General features: G+C 36.0%; 16 protein-coding genes. 1 reads left to right on the plus strand and 15 read right to left on the minus strand.

Features of this window, described 5'->3' with window-relative positions:
* Nucleotides 1–47 precede the first annotated feature (47 nt).
* The 12 genes from dinG to AMD00_RS11625 form a co-directional block, all read right to left on the minus strand.
* Nucleotides 48–2,831, minus strand: a complete 2,784-nt coding sequence (gene dinG, locus AMD00_RS11575) for an ATP-dependent DNA helicase DinG (RefSeq protein WP_053417224.1) — start codon at nucleotides 2,829–2,831, stop codon at nucleotides 48–50.
* Between the two features lie 267 nt (nucleotides 2,832–3,098).
* Complete coding sequence (gene panD, locus AMD00_RS11580) at nucleotides 3,099–3,482, minus strand: aspartate 1-decarboxylase (protein WP_053417225.1); 384 nt, start codon at nucleotides 3,480–3,482, stop codon at nucleotides 3,099–3,101.
* An 18-nt stretch (nucleotides 3,483–3,500) separates the two neighbouring features.
* Complete coding sequence (gene panC, locus AMD00_RS11585; protein WP_053417226.1) at nucleotides 3,501–4,337, minus strand: pantoate--beta-alanine ligase; 837 nt, start codon at nucleotides 4,335–4,337, stop codon at nucleotides 3,501–3,503.
* On the minus strand, nucleotides 4,334–5,173 hold the full coding sequence (gene panB / locus AMD00_RS11590; RefSeq protein ID WP_053417227.1) for a 3-methyl-2-oxobutanoate hydroxymethyltransferase: 840 nt from the start codon (nucleotides 5,171–5,173) through the stop codon (nucleotides 4,334–4,336). The genes panC and panB overlap by 4 nt, the downstream gene beginning before the upstream one ends.
* Before the next feature lie 225 nt (nucleotides 5,174–5,398).
* The gene (locus AMD00_RS11595) at nucleotides 5,399–6,382 is read right to left on the minus strand and encodes a biotin--[acetyl-CoA-carboxylase] ligase (protein ID WP_053417228.1); all 984 of its coding nucleotides are present in this window, start codon (nucleotides 6,380–6,382) and stop codon (nucleotides 5,399–5,401) included.
* A 368-nt stretch (nucleotides 6,383–6,750) separates the two neighbouring features.
* Nucleotides 6,751–6,888 carry a hypothetical protein gene (locus tag AMD00_RS23250; protein WP_157059240.1) on the minus strand — a complete coding sequence of 46 codons (138 nt, stop codon included), beginning with the start codon at nucleotides 6,886–6,888 and terminating at the stop codon, nucleotides 6,751–6,753.
* Between the two features lie 19 nt (nucleotides 6,889–6,907).
* Entirely contained in the window at nucleotides 6,908–7,195 is a 288-nt protein-coding gene (locus AMD00_RS11600) for a hypothetical protein (protein ID WP_053417229.1), read from the minus strand.
* 179 nt (nucleotides 7,196–7,374) lie between these two features.
* The gene (locus tag AMD00_RS11605) at nucleotides 7,375–8,565 is read right to left on the minus strand and encodes a CCA tRNA nucleotidyltransferase (protein ID WP_053417230.1); all 1,191 of its coding nucleotides are present in this window, start codon (nucleotides 8,563–8,565) and stop codon (nucleotides 7,375–7,377) included.
* Nucleotides 8,552–9,694: an N-acetyl-alpha-D-glucosaminyl L-malate synthase BshA gene (bshA, locus tag AMD00_RS11610; protein ID WP_053417231.1), complete on the minus strand. Its 1,143-nt coding sequence runs from the start codon at nucleotides 9,692–9,694 to the stop codon at nucleotides 8,552–8,554. The genes AMD00_RS11605 and bshA overlap by 14 nt, the downstream gene beginning before the upstream one ends.
* A 97-nt stretch (nucleotides 9,695–9,791) precedes the next feature.
* Complete coding sequence (gene mgsA, locus AMD00_RS11615; RefSeq protein ID WP_053417232.1) at nucleotides 9,792–10,196, minus strand: methylglyoxal synthase; 405 nt, start codon at nucleotides 10,194–10,196, stop codon at nucleotides 9,792–9,794.
* A gap of 16 nt (nucleotides 10,197–10,212) precedes the next feature.
* Entirely contained in the window at nucleotides 10,213–11,010 is a 798-nt protein-coding gene (gene dapB / locus AMD00_RS11620; RefSeq protein ID WP_053417233.1) for a 4-hydroxy-tetrahydrodipicolinate reductase, read from the minus strand.
* Entirely contained in the window at nucleotides 11,010–11,345 is a 336-nt protein-coding gene (locus AMD00_RS11625) for a nucleotide pyrophosphohydrolase (RefSeq protein WP_053417234.1), read from the minus strand. Before AMD00_RS11625 ends, dapB begins: the two co-directional genes overlap by 1 nt.
* Nucleotides 11,346–11,589: 244 nt before the next feature.
* Between AMD00_RS11625 and AMD00_RS11630 the strand changes: the two genes are divergently transcribed.
* Nucleotides 11,590–12,456, plus strand: a complete 867-nt coding sequence (locus AMD00_RS11630; RefSeq protein WP_053417235.1) for a YitT family protein — start codon at nucleotides 11,590–11,592, stop codon at nucleotides 12,454–12,456.
* 189 nt (nucleotides 12,457–12,645) lie between these two features.
* Here AMD00_RS11630 and AMD00_RS11635 read toward each other — a convergent pair whose 3' ends face one another.
* The 3 genes from AMD00_RS11635 to lhaT all read right to left on the minus strand — a co-directional run bounded on the left by AMD00_RS11635 (nucleotide 12,646) and on the right by lhaT (nucleotide 15,041).
* Nucleotides 12,646–13,419, minus strand: a complete 774-nt coding sequence (locus tag AMD00_RS11635) for a C40 family peptidase (protein WP_053417236.1) — start codon at nucleotides 13,417–13,419, stop codon at nucleotides 12,646–12,648.
* Between the two features lie 288 nt (nucleotides 13,420–13,707).
* A complete protein-coding gene (locus AMD00_RS11640; RefSeq protein ID WP_053418275.1) occupies nucleotides 13,708–14,382 on the minus strand; it encodes a zinc metallopeptidase in 675 nt (224 codons plus the stop codon).
* Between the two features lie 47 nt (nucleotides 14,383–14,429).
* Nucleotides 14,430–15,041, minus strand: a complete 612-nt coding sequence (gene lhaT, locus AMD00_RS11645; protein WP_053417237.1) for a lipoprotein heptaprenylglyceryl N-acetyltransferase LhaT — start codon at nucleotides 15,039–15,041, stop codon at nucleotides 14,430–14,432.
* Nucleotides 15,042–15,162: the final 121 nt, after the last annotated feature.

Genomic DNA, 15,162 nt, shown 5'->3' on the forward strand with positions numbered 1-15,162 from the left:
ATCGTACTTCAAATTGTCTTTCCATATGATCGACCTGCTTTCTATCTTCATACTTTTTTATTATACCAATGTTCTAATTCTAAGACCATATGTTGTAGGGATACTTTTTTCACCGGAATTGCTGGAAGAGCACGTATGAATTCCTTCCCATACGATTTCGTCTCAATTCTTCGATCTAAAACGATAAAAACACCCTTATCCTGTGATGATCGGATTAGACGACCAAAACCTTGCTTGAAGCGTAAAATGGCTTCTGGTAGTGCCAACTTATAAAATGAATTTAGCCCTTGCTCGTTTAATGCTTCCGCCCTGGCTCTGAAAATCGGTTCTTCTGGAGCTGAAAATGGTAAACGTACAACAATGACTGCTGACAATGCATCCCCTGGTACATCCACACCTTCCCAAAAACTATTGGTACCAAATAATACGGAATGATTAAACTTCTGAAATAGCTTCAGTAATCGCATGCGACTACCTGAAGACATACCTTGAGCAAAGAGCATATAATCGCTTAACGCTTCCGTTTCTTGAATTAACTCAACCGTTTTTCTGAGCATATCTTGGGACGTAAATAGTACGAAACAACGCCCTTCAGTAACAAGTACAGTTTGCACAATAGCATCTGCAACTGCTTCAACATATTCCGTTTGTGAAACTTGTTGGATTTCAGGCATATCATCAACAATGTAAAGGCTCGCACCATCATAATATGATGACGGTGCCTGGAATTGAAATAACGGCACTGAACTTTGAAGTCCTAATTGATCCGCGATAAAGCGGCGATTATTCGGTACAGTTAATGTACCAGATGCCCAGATGATTCCTGCTCGCGTTCGGAAACTGTCTAAAACAGCTGTGACAGATTGCGCGACGTGTATAGGGCGTTTATATACATGCAGACTCCCTGGGATACTACGTTGGTCTATCTCAATCCAAGCTGAACAATCTACTTCATGTGATAAAAAGATGGCATCCCATTCAGCCACTTTTATCGTTAATTCACGTAACCAGTAATACCAGTCTGATAATACCGTTTGCTGTGTAGGAGATAAATCATCAGGATTTTGCTGGAATATATCACTTAGTTCCTGAGCAAGCTGCACCCATTCCTGTATACTATGACTCACTTTTTCAAATAAAGGTTGCTTTACCATGATCGAATTTAAAGGATAAGTACGCTTATTATGACGTGACCCTGACTTTTGAACGTTTAATTGATTAATCAGTTGATAAATTGCTTTATCAAAGATTTGTACCATCTCACAGTATTTTATTTCTAATTTTGATAATTGCCTAATCGGGATTTTCCCACTATTAGACATCAATTTAAAGTAATTATGGATTAACTGATGATCCTCAACTGATCCAAGTTGACCAAAAATATACTTCCATTGTGTATAAGAGAGTGCTTTTTCATCTCTTAGTGTGGCTGCCTGAATAAATTGATGCGCTTCATCTAGTATCCAGCCATTAACTGATGCTAGCACTGGCTCAACTCGCGTCAAATCAGATAGCAACATAGCATGATTTGTAATAATGAGGTCTGCCGTTTTGCTTTTTTTAATCGCATTTCCATAAAAATCAAAGTAACCTTTACCACGTGAAATAGATGTAGCTGATGAACGTCGTACTTTATCTAAAAGTAATTGACCACCACCGGACAATGTAATTTCATTTAAATCACCTGTCGTTGTATTCGCAAGCCAGACGAGTAGTTGCATCATTGTAAATGATTCATCGTAGGAAGCATCTTCAGCAACAAATAGCTCAGCAAAACGATCCACATCGATATAGTGCTCCATTCCTTTTAATAAGGTTACATTAATAGATGTTTGTAGAATCGCTTCTGCTTTTGGTAATTCTTCTGCTAATAACTGATCAAGAAGATGCGAAGTGTATGAGCTAATCCCTACTTTACCATTTGTTTGTTTGGCATAAATAATTGCAGGAATTAAGTACGCTAATGTTTTACCAATTCCAGTCGACGCTTCAGTCAATACTTCCTGTTTTGTTTTCAGGGCATGCCAGACTTGGTCCATCATTTTAAATTGATCTGGACGAGCTTCAAAGTCTTTGAAAGCTCTAGTAAATAATGCTTCTTTTTCAGCAATAGAATGTGGATATGTTAACTTAATCTCTGACTTAGCCTCAATAACTGCTCCCCTTAAAGCTATATTTTTATAATAGAAATGGAGCTCTGATTGTTTCGATACAGCTCTTTTTATCTGAATCGCATCAAAGAATAATTGCGATAGATCTGATTTTAATCTGAAAGAACGCTGGTGCAATTGTTCAATTGTTGAAAGCGGGAGATTTAGAAGCTCTTCCCAACCACGTTTTAATAATAGCGCTGTTGCATAAGCATCATCATCTGCACGATGCGCTTGTTTCAATGAAATATTCAATTCCATTGCGATATCCTGTAGCTTATAGCTAAAGGCTGTTGGGAATAATATTTTCGATAATTCAACTGTATCCATTTGTTTACCAAACCATTTTGGTAAACCTGCTCTTTTAAATTCAGCTTGTAAAAAGGGCAAATCAAAATCAGTGTTGTGCGCTACAAAAACACAATCTTGCAAAATGTTATAAATTTTTTCAGCATGCGCTTCGAATGGTTGCGCATCTTTGACATCATTGTCCGTTATATTCGTCAAGTCTTGAATAAAACGAGGGATTTTCTTCCCTGGGTGAATGAAAGTGGTGTAAGTTGATTGCACTTCCCAATCTTTCATTAAAACAATCGCTATTTGAATGATGCGGTCCCCATTTTGAGAGGAGTGACCTGTCGTTTCTAAATCTACGATTGCATATGTTTGACTGTCCATCATTTACTTCACAACTTTCCGATCGGTTTATATTCAAAATTCTATCACATTTTGAGCAGAATAGCTGAAGTCGATGTGCAGAAATGTAGATTTTACAGATTGTTGTGGTAAGTTGCATGATTGTTGCGCCAATTATCTTGTTTGTTGTGCTAATTTAGCTGTTTGTTGCACTAACTCATTCATTTGTTGCATTAACTAGTTACTTTTTTATTTAGCTGAATATTCACATCTTAAAACAAAAAAAGCATCCAAAAATGGATGCCTCTATCATTACATTACTGTCGCTTCTGGTTCATAGTGGATGAGTTCTTTTATCATGTTACCCTGCTTCATAATTGCTACGGTTGGTTTGTGTTTTTTTGCTTCCTCTTCATTAACATAGGCATAAGACATAATAATGACGACATCACCTTTTTGTACTAAACGTGCTGCAGCACCATTTACACAAATAACACCGCTACCGCGTTCCCCCGCAATAATATATGTTTCAAAGCGTGCTCCGTTATTATTATCAACAACATGAACTTTTTCATTTGGTAGCATACCAACTGCATCGAGTAAATCCTCATCAATGGTAATACTACCTACATAATTCAAGTCAGCTTGTGTTACAACTGCACGGTGTATTTTTGCATTCATCATCATTCTAAACATCATTTAATCCCCTTTTCTTTAAAAAATAATATTGTCAATTAGACGCGTTTTACCAAAGTAAACGGCTGCAGCAATTAAGACTTTTTCAGTCTGCTCTGCCACTTCAGTAAGATCTGGATAACTTAGCATTTGCAAATAATCAATTTCACCATTTGAATTGGCTTTAATGTGTTCTTTTGCAAATTTTGTTGCCTCAATATTATTATCAGATTCAAGATAATGGTTTTTCGCAAGAATCAATGCTTGATGAATTACTACCGCTTCTTTACGTTGTTGTTCCGTTAAAAATACATTTCGGGAGCTTTTCGCAAGACCATCTTCTTCTCGAACAATTGGCACACTTCTAATTTCTAAAGGAAAATTATAATCACGTACTAAAGTTTCGATAAGCGCTAGCTGTTGTGCATCTTTTTGTCCAAAATAAGCCTTTGTTGGCTGAGTTAAATGGAAAAGCTTCGTCACAATTTTTAATACCCCATCGAAATGCCCAGGTCTTGTTGCACCACATAGAATGTTAGATTGTGGTCCAGCCAATATTTGTATACCACCATTAGACGGGTACATTTCACTGACAGAAGGAGTAAATAAAAAGTCAACGCCTACTTTTTCTGCAATCCTTGAATCACGAATTAAATCTCTAGGATAACTTTCATAATCTTCGTTGGGTCCAAATTGCGCAGGATTAACGAAAAGGCTCATGACAACGATTTCATTTTCTTTACGTGCAGCCTTAGCTAGTGCCATATGCCCTTCATGCAAATAGCCCATTGTCGGAACGAGACCGATTGTTTTATCAGCTTTTTTTACTGTTGTAATGTGTGCAGTTAATTCTTTGATAGTTGAAACGATTTTCATTTTCTTATTCCTCCGTATAGCTGTTCAAGTTGATGATCTGTCATCGTGAAGCGATGCTCTACTTTTGGAAAAGAACCTTGCTTAACTGCTTTTGTATAGCTTTCGATACCTCTCTGCATCAAATCTCCTGCGGGTGCAAACTTTTCAACAAATTTCGGTACATGGTGAGTACCATACGCAAGTACATCATGGTAAACGAGTACTTGTCCATCAACATCTGCTCCCGCTCCTATTCCTATTACTGGAATTTTGAGTACTTTTGTAATTTCTGTTGCTAGCTGATATGGAATACATTCAAGAACAAGGGCACAAGCTCCAGCCTCTTCGACTTTTTTTGCATCCTGTAATAATTTTTCTGCAGCAACGGCTGTTTTCCCCTGCACTTTATACCCCCCAAGAACTGCCGCTGATTGTGGTAGTAAACCTAAATGTGCTACTACTGGAATCCCCGTATTTACTAGAGAGGATATGACATTTACAACAGTCTCTGCACCTTCAACTTTTAAAGCACTAGCACCTGTCTGTTGGAACATATTAATCGCAGTTTGCAATGTTTGATCAATATTTCCGTGATACGAACCAAACGGCATATCAACTACGATAAAAGTATCCTTTGCTCCTCTTTTTGCTGCTTTTGCATGATGGATCATATCTGCCACTGTCACAGGAACAGTTGAATCATAGCCAAGCACGACCATTCCAAGGGAATCACCTACTAAAATCATGTCTACTCCAGCTTCTTCAGCTAGTCTTGCAGATGGGTAATCATATGCGGTAAGCATAACAATTTTGTCGTTTTGTTCTTTCATTTTCAAAAAATCAGTCGTTGTTTTCAAAACGCTTCCTCCTCTTTTCAGGAAGAAAACAAAAACCCCTCTGTCTAAAAATGGACAGAAGGGTTGCGTATTCAATGAAATGCATCGTTTTCTTCCGTCCCTGTCTATTACTAGATCAAGGCGAATCTCTTTAGTTATAGTAGTTTTTCAAGCGAGGTACAGTTCAAATAAATTGATACTGTCCTATACTTCCACTATAACAAGTTTGTCGATACATTCCAATCTTTATTTTTCGAGAGAAATATCTGCTGAATAGATACCTTTTATCGTACCATCATCTAATTGCAGTTGTAAAACACCATCATTTGTTATTCCGATAGCTTTACCAATGAATACATCTTGTAACGTTGTCGCTCGAATACGATTTCCAATAGTACAAGAATAACTTTCCCATTGAGACTTAATCGGTTCAAAACCTTCTTTTACATATTGTGCACTGTAAATTTCTAAGTAATAAAGTATTTTAGCGACTAGAGTTGCACGATCTATATGTTTACCACTCGCAATTTTCAGGGATGTTGCGATGTCTTTTATTTCTTCCTCAAAATCATTTGGCTGATGATTTACGTTTATGCCCATACCCATAATAATTGCATTTACGCGATCCGGATCTGCTTGTAATTCTGTTAAAATCCCAGTACATTTCTTACCCTCTATCAATAAATCATTTGGCCATTTAATTTCTGGTTGTACACCTGATATGTCAGCTATCGCTTTAGTCAATGCCACTGCAGCTACTAAAGTAAATTGAGGTGCTTCATAAGGAGCTATCTCTGGTCGAAGGATCACACTCATCCAAATCCCTTTACCTTTCATCGACTTCCATTCACGCATCATACGGCCACGGCCTGCTGTTTGTTCCTCACAAATGATAACAGTACCTTCAGGGGCTCCTTCTTGTGCCTTATTATGTGCAATTGCTTGAGTAGAAGTCATTGACTGTTCATATATAATACGGCTGCCGAAATTTTCCGTTTCAAGAGCCATTGAAATATTTGCATCATCGACTGTATCAGGCGTTGCTGTTAAAACATAGCCTCTTTTTTTTACTGTTTCAAAAGCATATCCTTTTTCCTGAAGTTGCTTCATATGCTTCCAAATTGCCGTCCTAGAGATACCAAATTCATCTGCTAGTTGCTGTCCGGAAATTGGTTCTCCATTAGCCTCAACTAGTCGCTTTATAATTTCATTTTTCAATGTTGCTTTCATGACTGAACCAATCCTTTATCTGAATGTCGTATCAAAATATAACATATTGTTTCTAAATGTTTATTTATAGCTGTTAATTAGATTCAATAGTATCACTATTTATCGTAAAATATGTCTAAATCTAAATCTTAATCAATCTTAACATTTAGTCACTTTCTGGTCACTCAAAAGATATATTTTGCTTGTAAAGGCAAACGATAATAATCTATTGGTAAATGAAATTGGTTCATATAAAGGATCTATAATACAAAAGGTTGAAGACAATGGTGTATAATACTTCAACATAACTTCTGGCGGGAACTGGACTATGCAAGCTGAATAAATCCATGGTCACTCACTACGAGTGGCTATTTTTATGTTTCTGTCTCTTATGAGAGTACCAATAACAAACTTATTATTCCCGCAATAGGTAATAAAGCTATCCATATCCATTCCCCTAACGCTACATCTTCAGGCGCAATATCTTCATCTACAAAACAATAGTAAATACTCAACAAAATCTTCATTGCCATACACCCCTATGGTTTAGATTTCCCAAGCCTCTTCCATTATTAATTTCACTTTGATACTGCACGTGACACGCTTGATTGCTGTATATACTAATAACTTTAAGCACTCTACTTTACCCTTTTTATACACACTAATAACAATTAATAATGCTTTTCGATTTTTACTATCGTGATGCTCTAAAACTATGTTTCTATCAATAGATGCTTTTGAGCTAAAGATTATTCCTGATAATTGATATAGTTTACTAGATTTGAAGAATGGGGATGCTAATTCTAAATTAGACTCTGAGTTATATAGGAACAATTAGGGCACCCCATTATTCAGGAAACATTAAATACTTATAGTCATTTGACAAAAAAAGACAAAGCAAAAACAGGTGACTAAATAAACGACGGTTTATTATTCGGTCGCTTTTTAATCACCTGTTCGGAATTCAATTAAATTATTTGTTATTAAATACTTGTATATAAGCGTTTTGAATCCTACCTCATATACTCTTTCAAAAACCAATCCTTTATCTGTTGTCGATCATTGAGAAGTTTATTTAATAGTATTTCATCGACCATTTTGTCGAGCGCTATTTTTAACCACGGTCCACTTTTTTTACCGCTCCACTCAATCAAATCTCGGCCATTGACGACAATTTCAGAACGAGATTGAATGGCTAGTGCATTCTTTTTCTGTACAATTTCGAATCGCTTTAAATTATCACTCGATTGGTAGAATTTTATCGCAAAATCATTTGCAATTTCTAATATCGATATGTCAAATTCAAAATAGTCTCTTGCAGACCAACCAGTAGTCGTTCTTATTTTATAAGCTTGTAACACTTGTTTCACATAAGTTTTTTCTTTGTTTGAACAATTAAATGTATTCAAAAGTTGAATAGCATTTTCATCTTGCTGTAATAAAATGAAAAACGCCCAACCATTAACTGGATTTCCAAAGCTCTCAAAAGTACACCAATACTCCACATGCTTTGAAAAATCACCCGGTAAATGGTCGACAAGCCTCGTATCGTTTACATAACGAATCGCTTTTTGCACATTGGAACTAGTCCATACTTTATCAAATTCTACTTTTATCCGTTCTTTCGCTATAAAGCCTATATCTACTGCTTGATTACGGATTGCTTTGAAAGTTTCTTCTTCAATAGCAAAGCCGAGCTGTGCACTAAACCTGATTGCACGAAGCATTCGGAGTGCATCCTCACTAAAACGACTACCAGCATTTCCCACAGCCCGTATTATTTGAGAAGATAAATCACTTTGTCCCCCAAATAGATCTACTATTTCTTTCGACCCTCGCATAGCCATTGCATTAATCGTGAAATCACGACGCTTTAAATCTTCTTCTAAGGAACGTACAAATTGCACATCATTAGGCCGACGATGATCTGCATACTCTCCTTCTGTTCGATATGTTGTGACTTCTACGGGACTAAGAGGATGAATCACTAATACTGTTCCATGAGCGATACCGACATCTGCAGTACGTGAAAAAACCGTCTTCACCTCTTCAGGTAAAGCACTCGTTGCAATATCGACGTCATTGGCTAATTGGCCCCGTAAGTAATCTCTTACTGCTCCTCCAACAATTACCGCTTCATAACCAAACTTCTCTAAGGATTGTATGATATCAAAAGCGGCTTGCCAATTCTCATCTAACTTCATTTTTCCGTGCCACCTTCTCATAAAGAGCCTCGTATTGCTCCACTATTTTCGAGGAATGGAAGCAATGATTTGCTCTATAAATTGCCGCTTCACGGAAAGATTGTAATTTGTATTCGTCTTGTAGTAAATCGATAGCATATGTAGCTGCTTGATTTGTATCACCTAACTCTACTATATAACCATTTTGACCATGTTCAATCACTTCTGGTATACCGCCTACATTCGTACCTATTCCGGGAACTCCACAAGCCATTGCCTCTAATAAAACAAGTCCAAACGATTCTTTTTCAGACATGAGTAATTTCAAATCACTCATTGCATAAAGTTCAGATAAATTATCTTGTTTCCCTAAAAACAAAATATCATTTACATATGGACATTTCTTTATTTCTTCCATAATTCGATGCTTTTCAGGTCCATCTCCAACAAGTAGTAATTTTGCAGGCATTTGCGCTCTCACTTGAATAAACGTTTTTATAATGTCTGGAATATGTTTTACTTTTCGGAAATTCGATACATGTATTAGTACCCGTTCAGTATCCGATATGCCAAAATCTCGCTTTAATTGCGTGCCATCTTTTGGTGTATATTCCCGTTCATCAACAAAATTATAAATTGTTTCGATCGGTTTATTTGTTTCGATTAGTTCATAAGTTTGGCTCTTCAAGGAATTCGAAACAGCTGTTACAATATCAGATTTTTCAATACCATAACGAATTGCGCCAGTAAGAGATGAATCATAACCTAAAACCGTTATATCAGTACCGTGGAGCGTTGTAACTATACCGACATCCTCACCAGCCATATCTCGTCCCAACACTGCACATACAGCGTGTGGAATAGCATAATGCACATGCAACACATCTAGTTTCTCACTTTTAATAACATCTGCCATTTTACTTGCTAACGCAATATCATACGGAGAATGTTGAAATACAGAATAACTATTTACTTCCACTTCATGATAAAAAATAGTTGGATAAATTTTATTTAAGCGAAAAGGCATACTAGAAGTGATGAAATGAATTTCATGACCTTTCTCAGCTAGCATCTTACCAAGCTCAGTAGCGATAACGCCTGAGCCTCCAACGGTCGGATAACAAGTTATACCAATTTTCATTTTACGCACCCGACCTCTTCCTTTCTTACTTGCATCTATTATTGTAGAATATTTTTCTAAATATTCGAGGACATTAATTCATGTTAACAATTATTCATTAAGGTCATTAATTTCTTCGTTCTTCTATTAAACGCCAATCAATAAAACCTTCTTGTAGACCTTTAAGCAAAACCTCTGCAGTTCCCATATTTGTTGCTAAAGGAATTTGATAGACATCACATAAGCGTATTAAAGCTGAAACATCTGGCTCATGTGGTTGTGCTGTTAATGGATCTCGGAAGAAAATAATCATATCCATGTCATTGTCTGCAATCATTCCACCAATTTGTTGATCTCCACCAAGAGGTCCTGAACGGAATCTTGTAACTGGTAACCCAGTTTCATCGATAACACGTTGTCCTGTCGTTCCTGTCGCATATAAGCTATGTTCGGCTAAAATATCACGATATGCTGTTACGAATTGGATTAAACTATCCTTTTTTTTATCATGCGCGATTAAAGTTATTTTCACAGAGCTCATTCCATTCTTATAAAATATTTTCTAAGCCGTATACTAATTCATCTAGCTGCATTACTTTTTCAATTGAAAACTTTACACCTGACATAAATGAAGAACGGTTAAATGAATCGTGGCGTAGAGTGAGTAATTGTCCTTCTCCACCAAATAGTACTTGCTGATGAGCTACAAGTCCAGGAAGACGTACGCTATGAATACGTAAACCTTCAAAATCAGCACCTCTAGCACCTGGAAGAGTTTCTTCTTCGTTTGGATGTCCTTGTTTATGACTTCTTCTATTTTCTTGTATTAATTGGGCCGTTTTAATCGCCGTACCTGAAGGAGCATCTAATTTTCTATCATGATGCATTTCTATAATTTCAACTTCTGGTAAATAAGCTGCTGCCATTTGTGAAAATTTCATCATTAAAACTGCACCTATTGCAAAATTTGGTGCAATGATGGCACCAAGTTGTAAATTAGCGGATAGTTCCGTTAATTCATCTAATTGATCATCAGTAAAACCAGTCGTACCAATAACTGGACGCACACCATTTTCCAGAGCTTCTTTCGTATGCTTATACACAGCTTCCGGCGCGGTTAGATCCACAAAAACATCTGGCTTAGAAGTTTTAAATAAATCTTCTAAATTCCTAAAAACAGGTACATGGTAAGTATTAGGGAATTCCGTATAATTCTCCAGTGAATTTGCGATTTCTCTATGATCCAATACCGCTACTAATTCCATTTGATCATTCTTCATTACTGTATGTACAGCTTCGGATCCCATTTTACCTCTTGGTCCAGCTATTGCAACACGAATTGTCATTAATTTTCTTCCTTTCTAGTCCAGCGATCTTTGTCGCGAGTTTCAAATTTATGTAAAACTCTTTGTAAAGCTTCAGCCATATTAATATTTTCTGCATTAGCAAAACAGATGAGAACAAATAAAAAGTCTCCAAATTCCTCTTCTAATGATTTGGCTGCTTCTGTAGGCTTTTTCTTTTTCATACCATAGACATTTTGCACTTCTCTTGATAATTCACCAAGTTCCTCTGTCAATCGTGCTAATAATTCAAATGGCGGAAAGTAGCCTTCCTTAAACTGCCCTATATAATCATCTACTTGTTTTTGCATTTGTTGCATTGTTACTTCCTTGCTCATATATACAACTCTCCTCTATCCATCGTAATCAATAATACTTGTTGTTGTCAAAATGTCGAAAATACATGATAATATATTTCTGTAAAAGAAAATATGTAAACTCTTCCATATGGTTTATCAAGAGCGATACCAAAGACCTCTCTCTATTGTAAATCAAATAGGTAATGGATTAACTACTTATTCAGTTTTTCTTACAACCCTTTCTATTATACAGTCTACTAACCGAAAATGAGGTGAAAAATTAATGCCAAATATTAAATTTAAAAATGTATTGTTTATTATTCTCGGTGCAGCTATCTTCAGTTTTGGATTTATTAATTTTAACGTTCAAAATGAGCTAGGAGAAGGCGGCTTTACAGGGATCACGTTAATTTTGTATTTCGTTTTCAAATGGGACCCAGCATTGATGAACTTAATACTAAATGTACCGATGTTTATACTCGGTTGGAAATTATTGGGTCGCAAAATGTTTGTTTATACATTGATTGGAACAGTTTCTGTCTCTGTTTTCATGAAAATCTTCCAAATTTATCAGGTTGATATTGGTTTGAAGGACGATATGTTCTTAGTTGCATTATTCGCAGGTGTTTTCCTAGGTGCTGGACTCGGTATTATTTTCCGATATGGCGGCACTACTGGAGGCGTTGATATTATTGCACGTCTTGTTAACAAATATATCGGATGGCCGATGGGAAAAACAATGTTCATGTTTGACGCTATCGTAATTGTACTGTCATGGACTACTTTTCTTAATTCACGCTCAATGATGTATACACTTGTCGCTGTCTTCGTTAGTGCTCGAGTAATTGATTTCGTACAAGATGGTGCATATGCTGCAAGAGGAGCAATTATTATTTCCGGTAGGCAAGATGAAATTGCAGACCGTATAACTAAACAAATGGAACGAGGCGTCACAATTTTAAAAGGTTATGGTCATTATACTAAAGAAGATCGTGAAGTTATCTATTGCGTCGTTGCAAAAAACGAATTATTTAAGCTAAAAAGTATTGTACAATCCGTTGACCCTCATGCATTTGTTTCTGTTTCAGAAGTACATGATGTTATTGGAGAAGGTTTTACATTAGACGATAAGAAGCAACCAATCGATTGATTATTTTTTTCTAAGGCAGATAGAACAACACTATCTGCTTTTATTGTTGTTAGAAAAATTAATACATATCGCATATGCGCAAATTAAAATCATAAAAATGTAATTTTTAAAAAAATTATTAATCAGATCATAAGATAAAAAAGCCCGCAACACTGGAATTTCTCCACTGTTGCGGGCTTTAACTTTTTATTAACGGAAAGTACCATAACTTATGATACGTGGACCCCAGTAACTGCCGTTTGCAATACTTTGATATTGAACTTTGTTACCAGCGGCATGTAAAACTTGACCATTACCCGCATATAATCCTACGTGTGTAATATAATCTCCACCTGGATTTGCAGAGAAGAAGATTAAATCTCCAACTTGTGGGTTACTTGTATAGGCTGCTGCTGCACGTTGCGCACGACTGTTGCGAGGAATTGAACCTTGTCCAGCTTGTTTGTACGCGTATTGTGTGAAACCACTGCAATCGAATCCAGAAGGTGAAGTACCTCCCCATACATAAGGTACGCCTAAGTATTTTCTACCAGCATTAATAATATCTGAACCAGTTGCACTATTTGAAACTTTGCTTACTTTTTTATATTTTTTTAAGTATGCTGAAGACATCCAACCTGTTTTACCGTTATAAGAAACTTTATACCAAGTTGTACCATTTACTTTTTTCTTATAAGATGCTTTAACTACAGCACCCTTTTTAGCAGTTAATAGTACTTTTGAAGTTGTTTTAGCACTAGTACGCATATTTAATGCTGCTGTTGTTTTGTATTTCCCGCTAATTTTAGTAGCTTTTGAACTAGCAACCATTGTGATTGCAGTTGATTTATGTACTTCATTATTCGAAGTTGTTTGTGATTCTGCAGAAGCTGTATTTTGTTGACCATTTGTTAATCCTGTAAATGAAATCGTTAAAGCTAATGTACCTGCTGTAATTGCTGTAAATAGATTTTTCTTTTTCATCGATTTAAACTCTCCAATATATATTCAAACTATTATAAGTTGATTTATTTTTGTAATTTAGTAACTGTTTTTTTCTACAAGACTAACTTTACAGAAATTCTTTGTAATAAACAACGCTATTTCAATTACAGATATATTACAGTTTGACTACAAAGAAACAGAGTTTTATAACATTATTTTGATTTTTTCTATTTCTAACCACATATTTTACCATTTTTATATCAAAAAAGACCTTTGACTGATTTCTCAGTTCAAAGGTCTTCCATTTTGTAGTAGTACAGTTATTTTTTAGTCATCGTTATTCATACCCGTGTAAATTAACACTAAACGAAGTAATTCCATGACAGCAGTCGCAGCCGCTGCAACATAAGTTAATGCTGCTGCACTTAAAACTTTTCTTGCATATGGCTCTTCTTCGTTACGGATAATACCATGTGCAACAATTTGATTCATCGCACGTTTTGAAGCATCAAATTCAACTGGTAATGTAACTAATTGGAATACAACACCTGCTGCAAGTAAGACGATACCTACTAGTAACAATGGTTGAATAGTTGCAATTAAACCAATCATAATGAAAATCCATGATGCATTTGAAGAAATATTTGCTACAGGAACTAATCGAGAACGCAATGTTAAAAAAGAATATGCTTCTTTATGTTGTATTGCGTGTCCGCATTCATGGGCTGCTACAGCAGTTCCTGCTACAGAAGCTTCATGATAGTTGTGAGTAGATAGAGCAACCGTTTTTGTTTCTGGATTATAGTGGTCAGATAAAAAACCTTGTTGTTCTACAACGCGGACATTACTTAACCCATTTTGATCTAAGATTAATCTTGCAACTTCAGCACCAGTCATACCAGAAGTTGAACGAACTTGTGAGTACCGTTTATACGTTCTTTTTACTTTCATCTGAGCGTAAATCGGCAACAGTAATAATACGATAAAATATACGATGTACATCGCAGTTGACAAACTAACCATCCTCCTAATACTAGCTTACTATTATTTTAAAGTGTCGATGACCTTTGAGCAAATGAAAAGCTTTTTCTAGCTGTCCAAAATGCGAGTGATATACAACAAATAGACAACCAAAATGTGAAGTAACCAATAGTTTGCACATAATCCGACAACATATGATAAATTGGCATTTGACCAAAAACATAATCAATGACATCATTATGCAATGTCCAAATAGCTGCAATCCATACATGGATAAATGAGAAGCGGTAAGCTGGTAAATACAAAACCCCTTGAACTGCCATCATGAAATGAGAAAAGATTAACATCCATCCCATCCAGCCAATTGAACCGTCTTCAATTAGTGCCCAAATGTTCATCACAACAGCCCACAGACCATACTTAACAAGCGTTATTAAAGCGAGTGCCTCAATTAATTTCCAATGTCGTCCAAGCAACCATCCGACAATTGCTATACTAAAAAAGAGGCTTGCAGTAGGGCTATCTGGCACAAAAATAAGAAATATTGGTTTAGTCATTTCTAATTGCCAACCATACCAATCATAGCCCCAAATTGTGCCGACCACATTGATAATTAATAAAAGCCATAAAAACGAACGATGTGTTAGTATGACCCAACATTTCGAAACAATAGAAGGCATATTATTACTCCCTTTTCAATATGAAATATGTATTATTTAGTATTTACAAGTAAATTCGAATCATTCACTTGTATATAAATAGTATAAGTGATATTTGCAGTTATGCATATGGGTATCATTT

This window comes from Viridibacillus arvi (assembly GCF_001274945.1).
In the GTDB taxonomy this organism is placed as follows: Bacteria; Bacillota; Bacilli; order Bacillales_A; family Planococcaceae; genus Viridibacillus; species Viridibacillus arvi.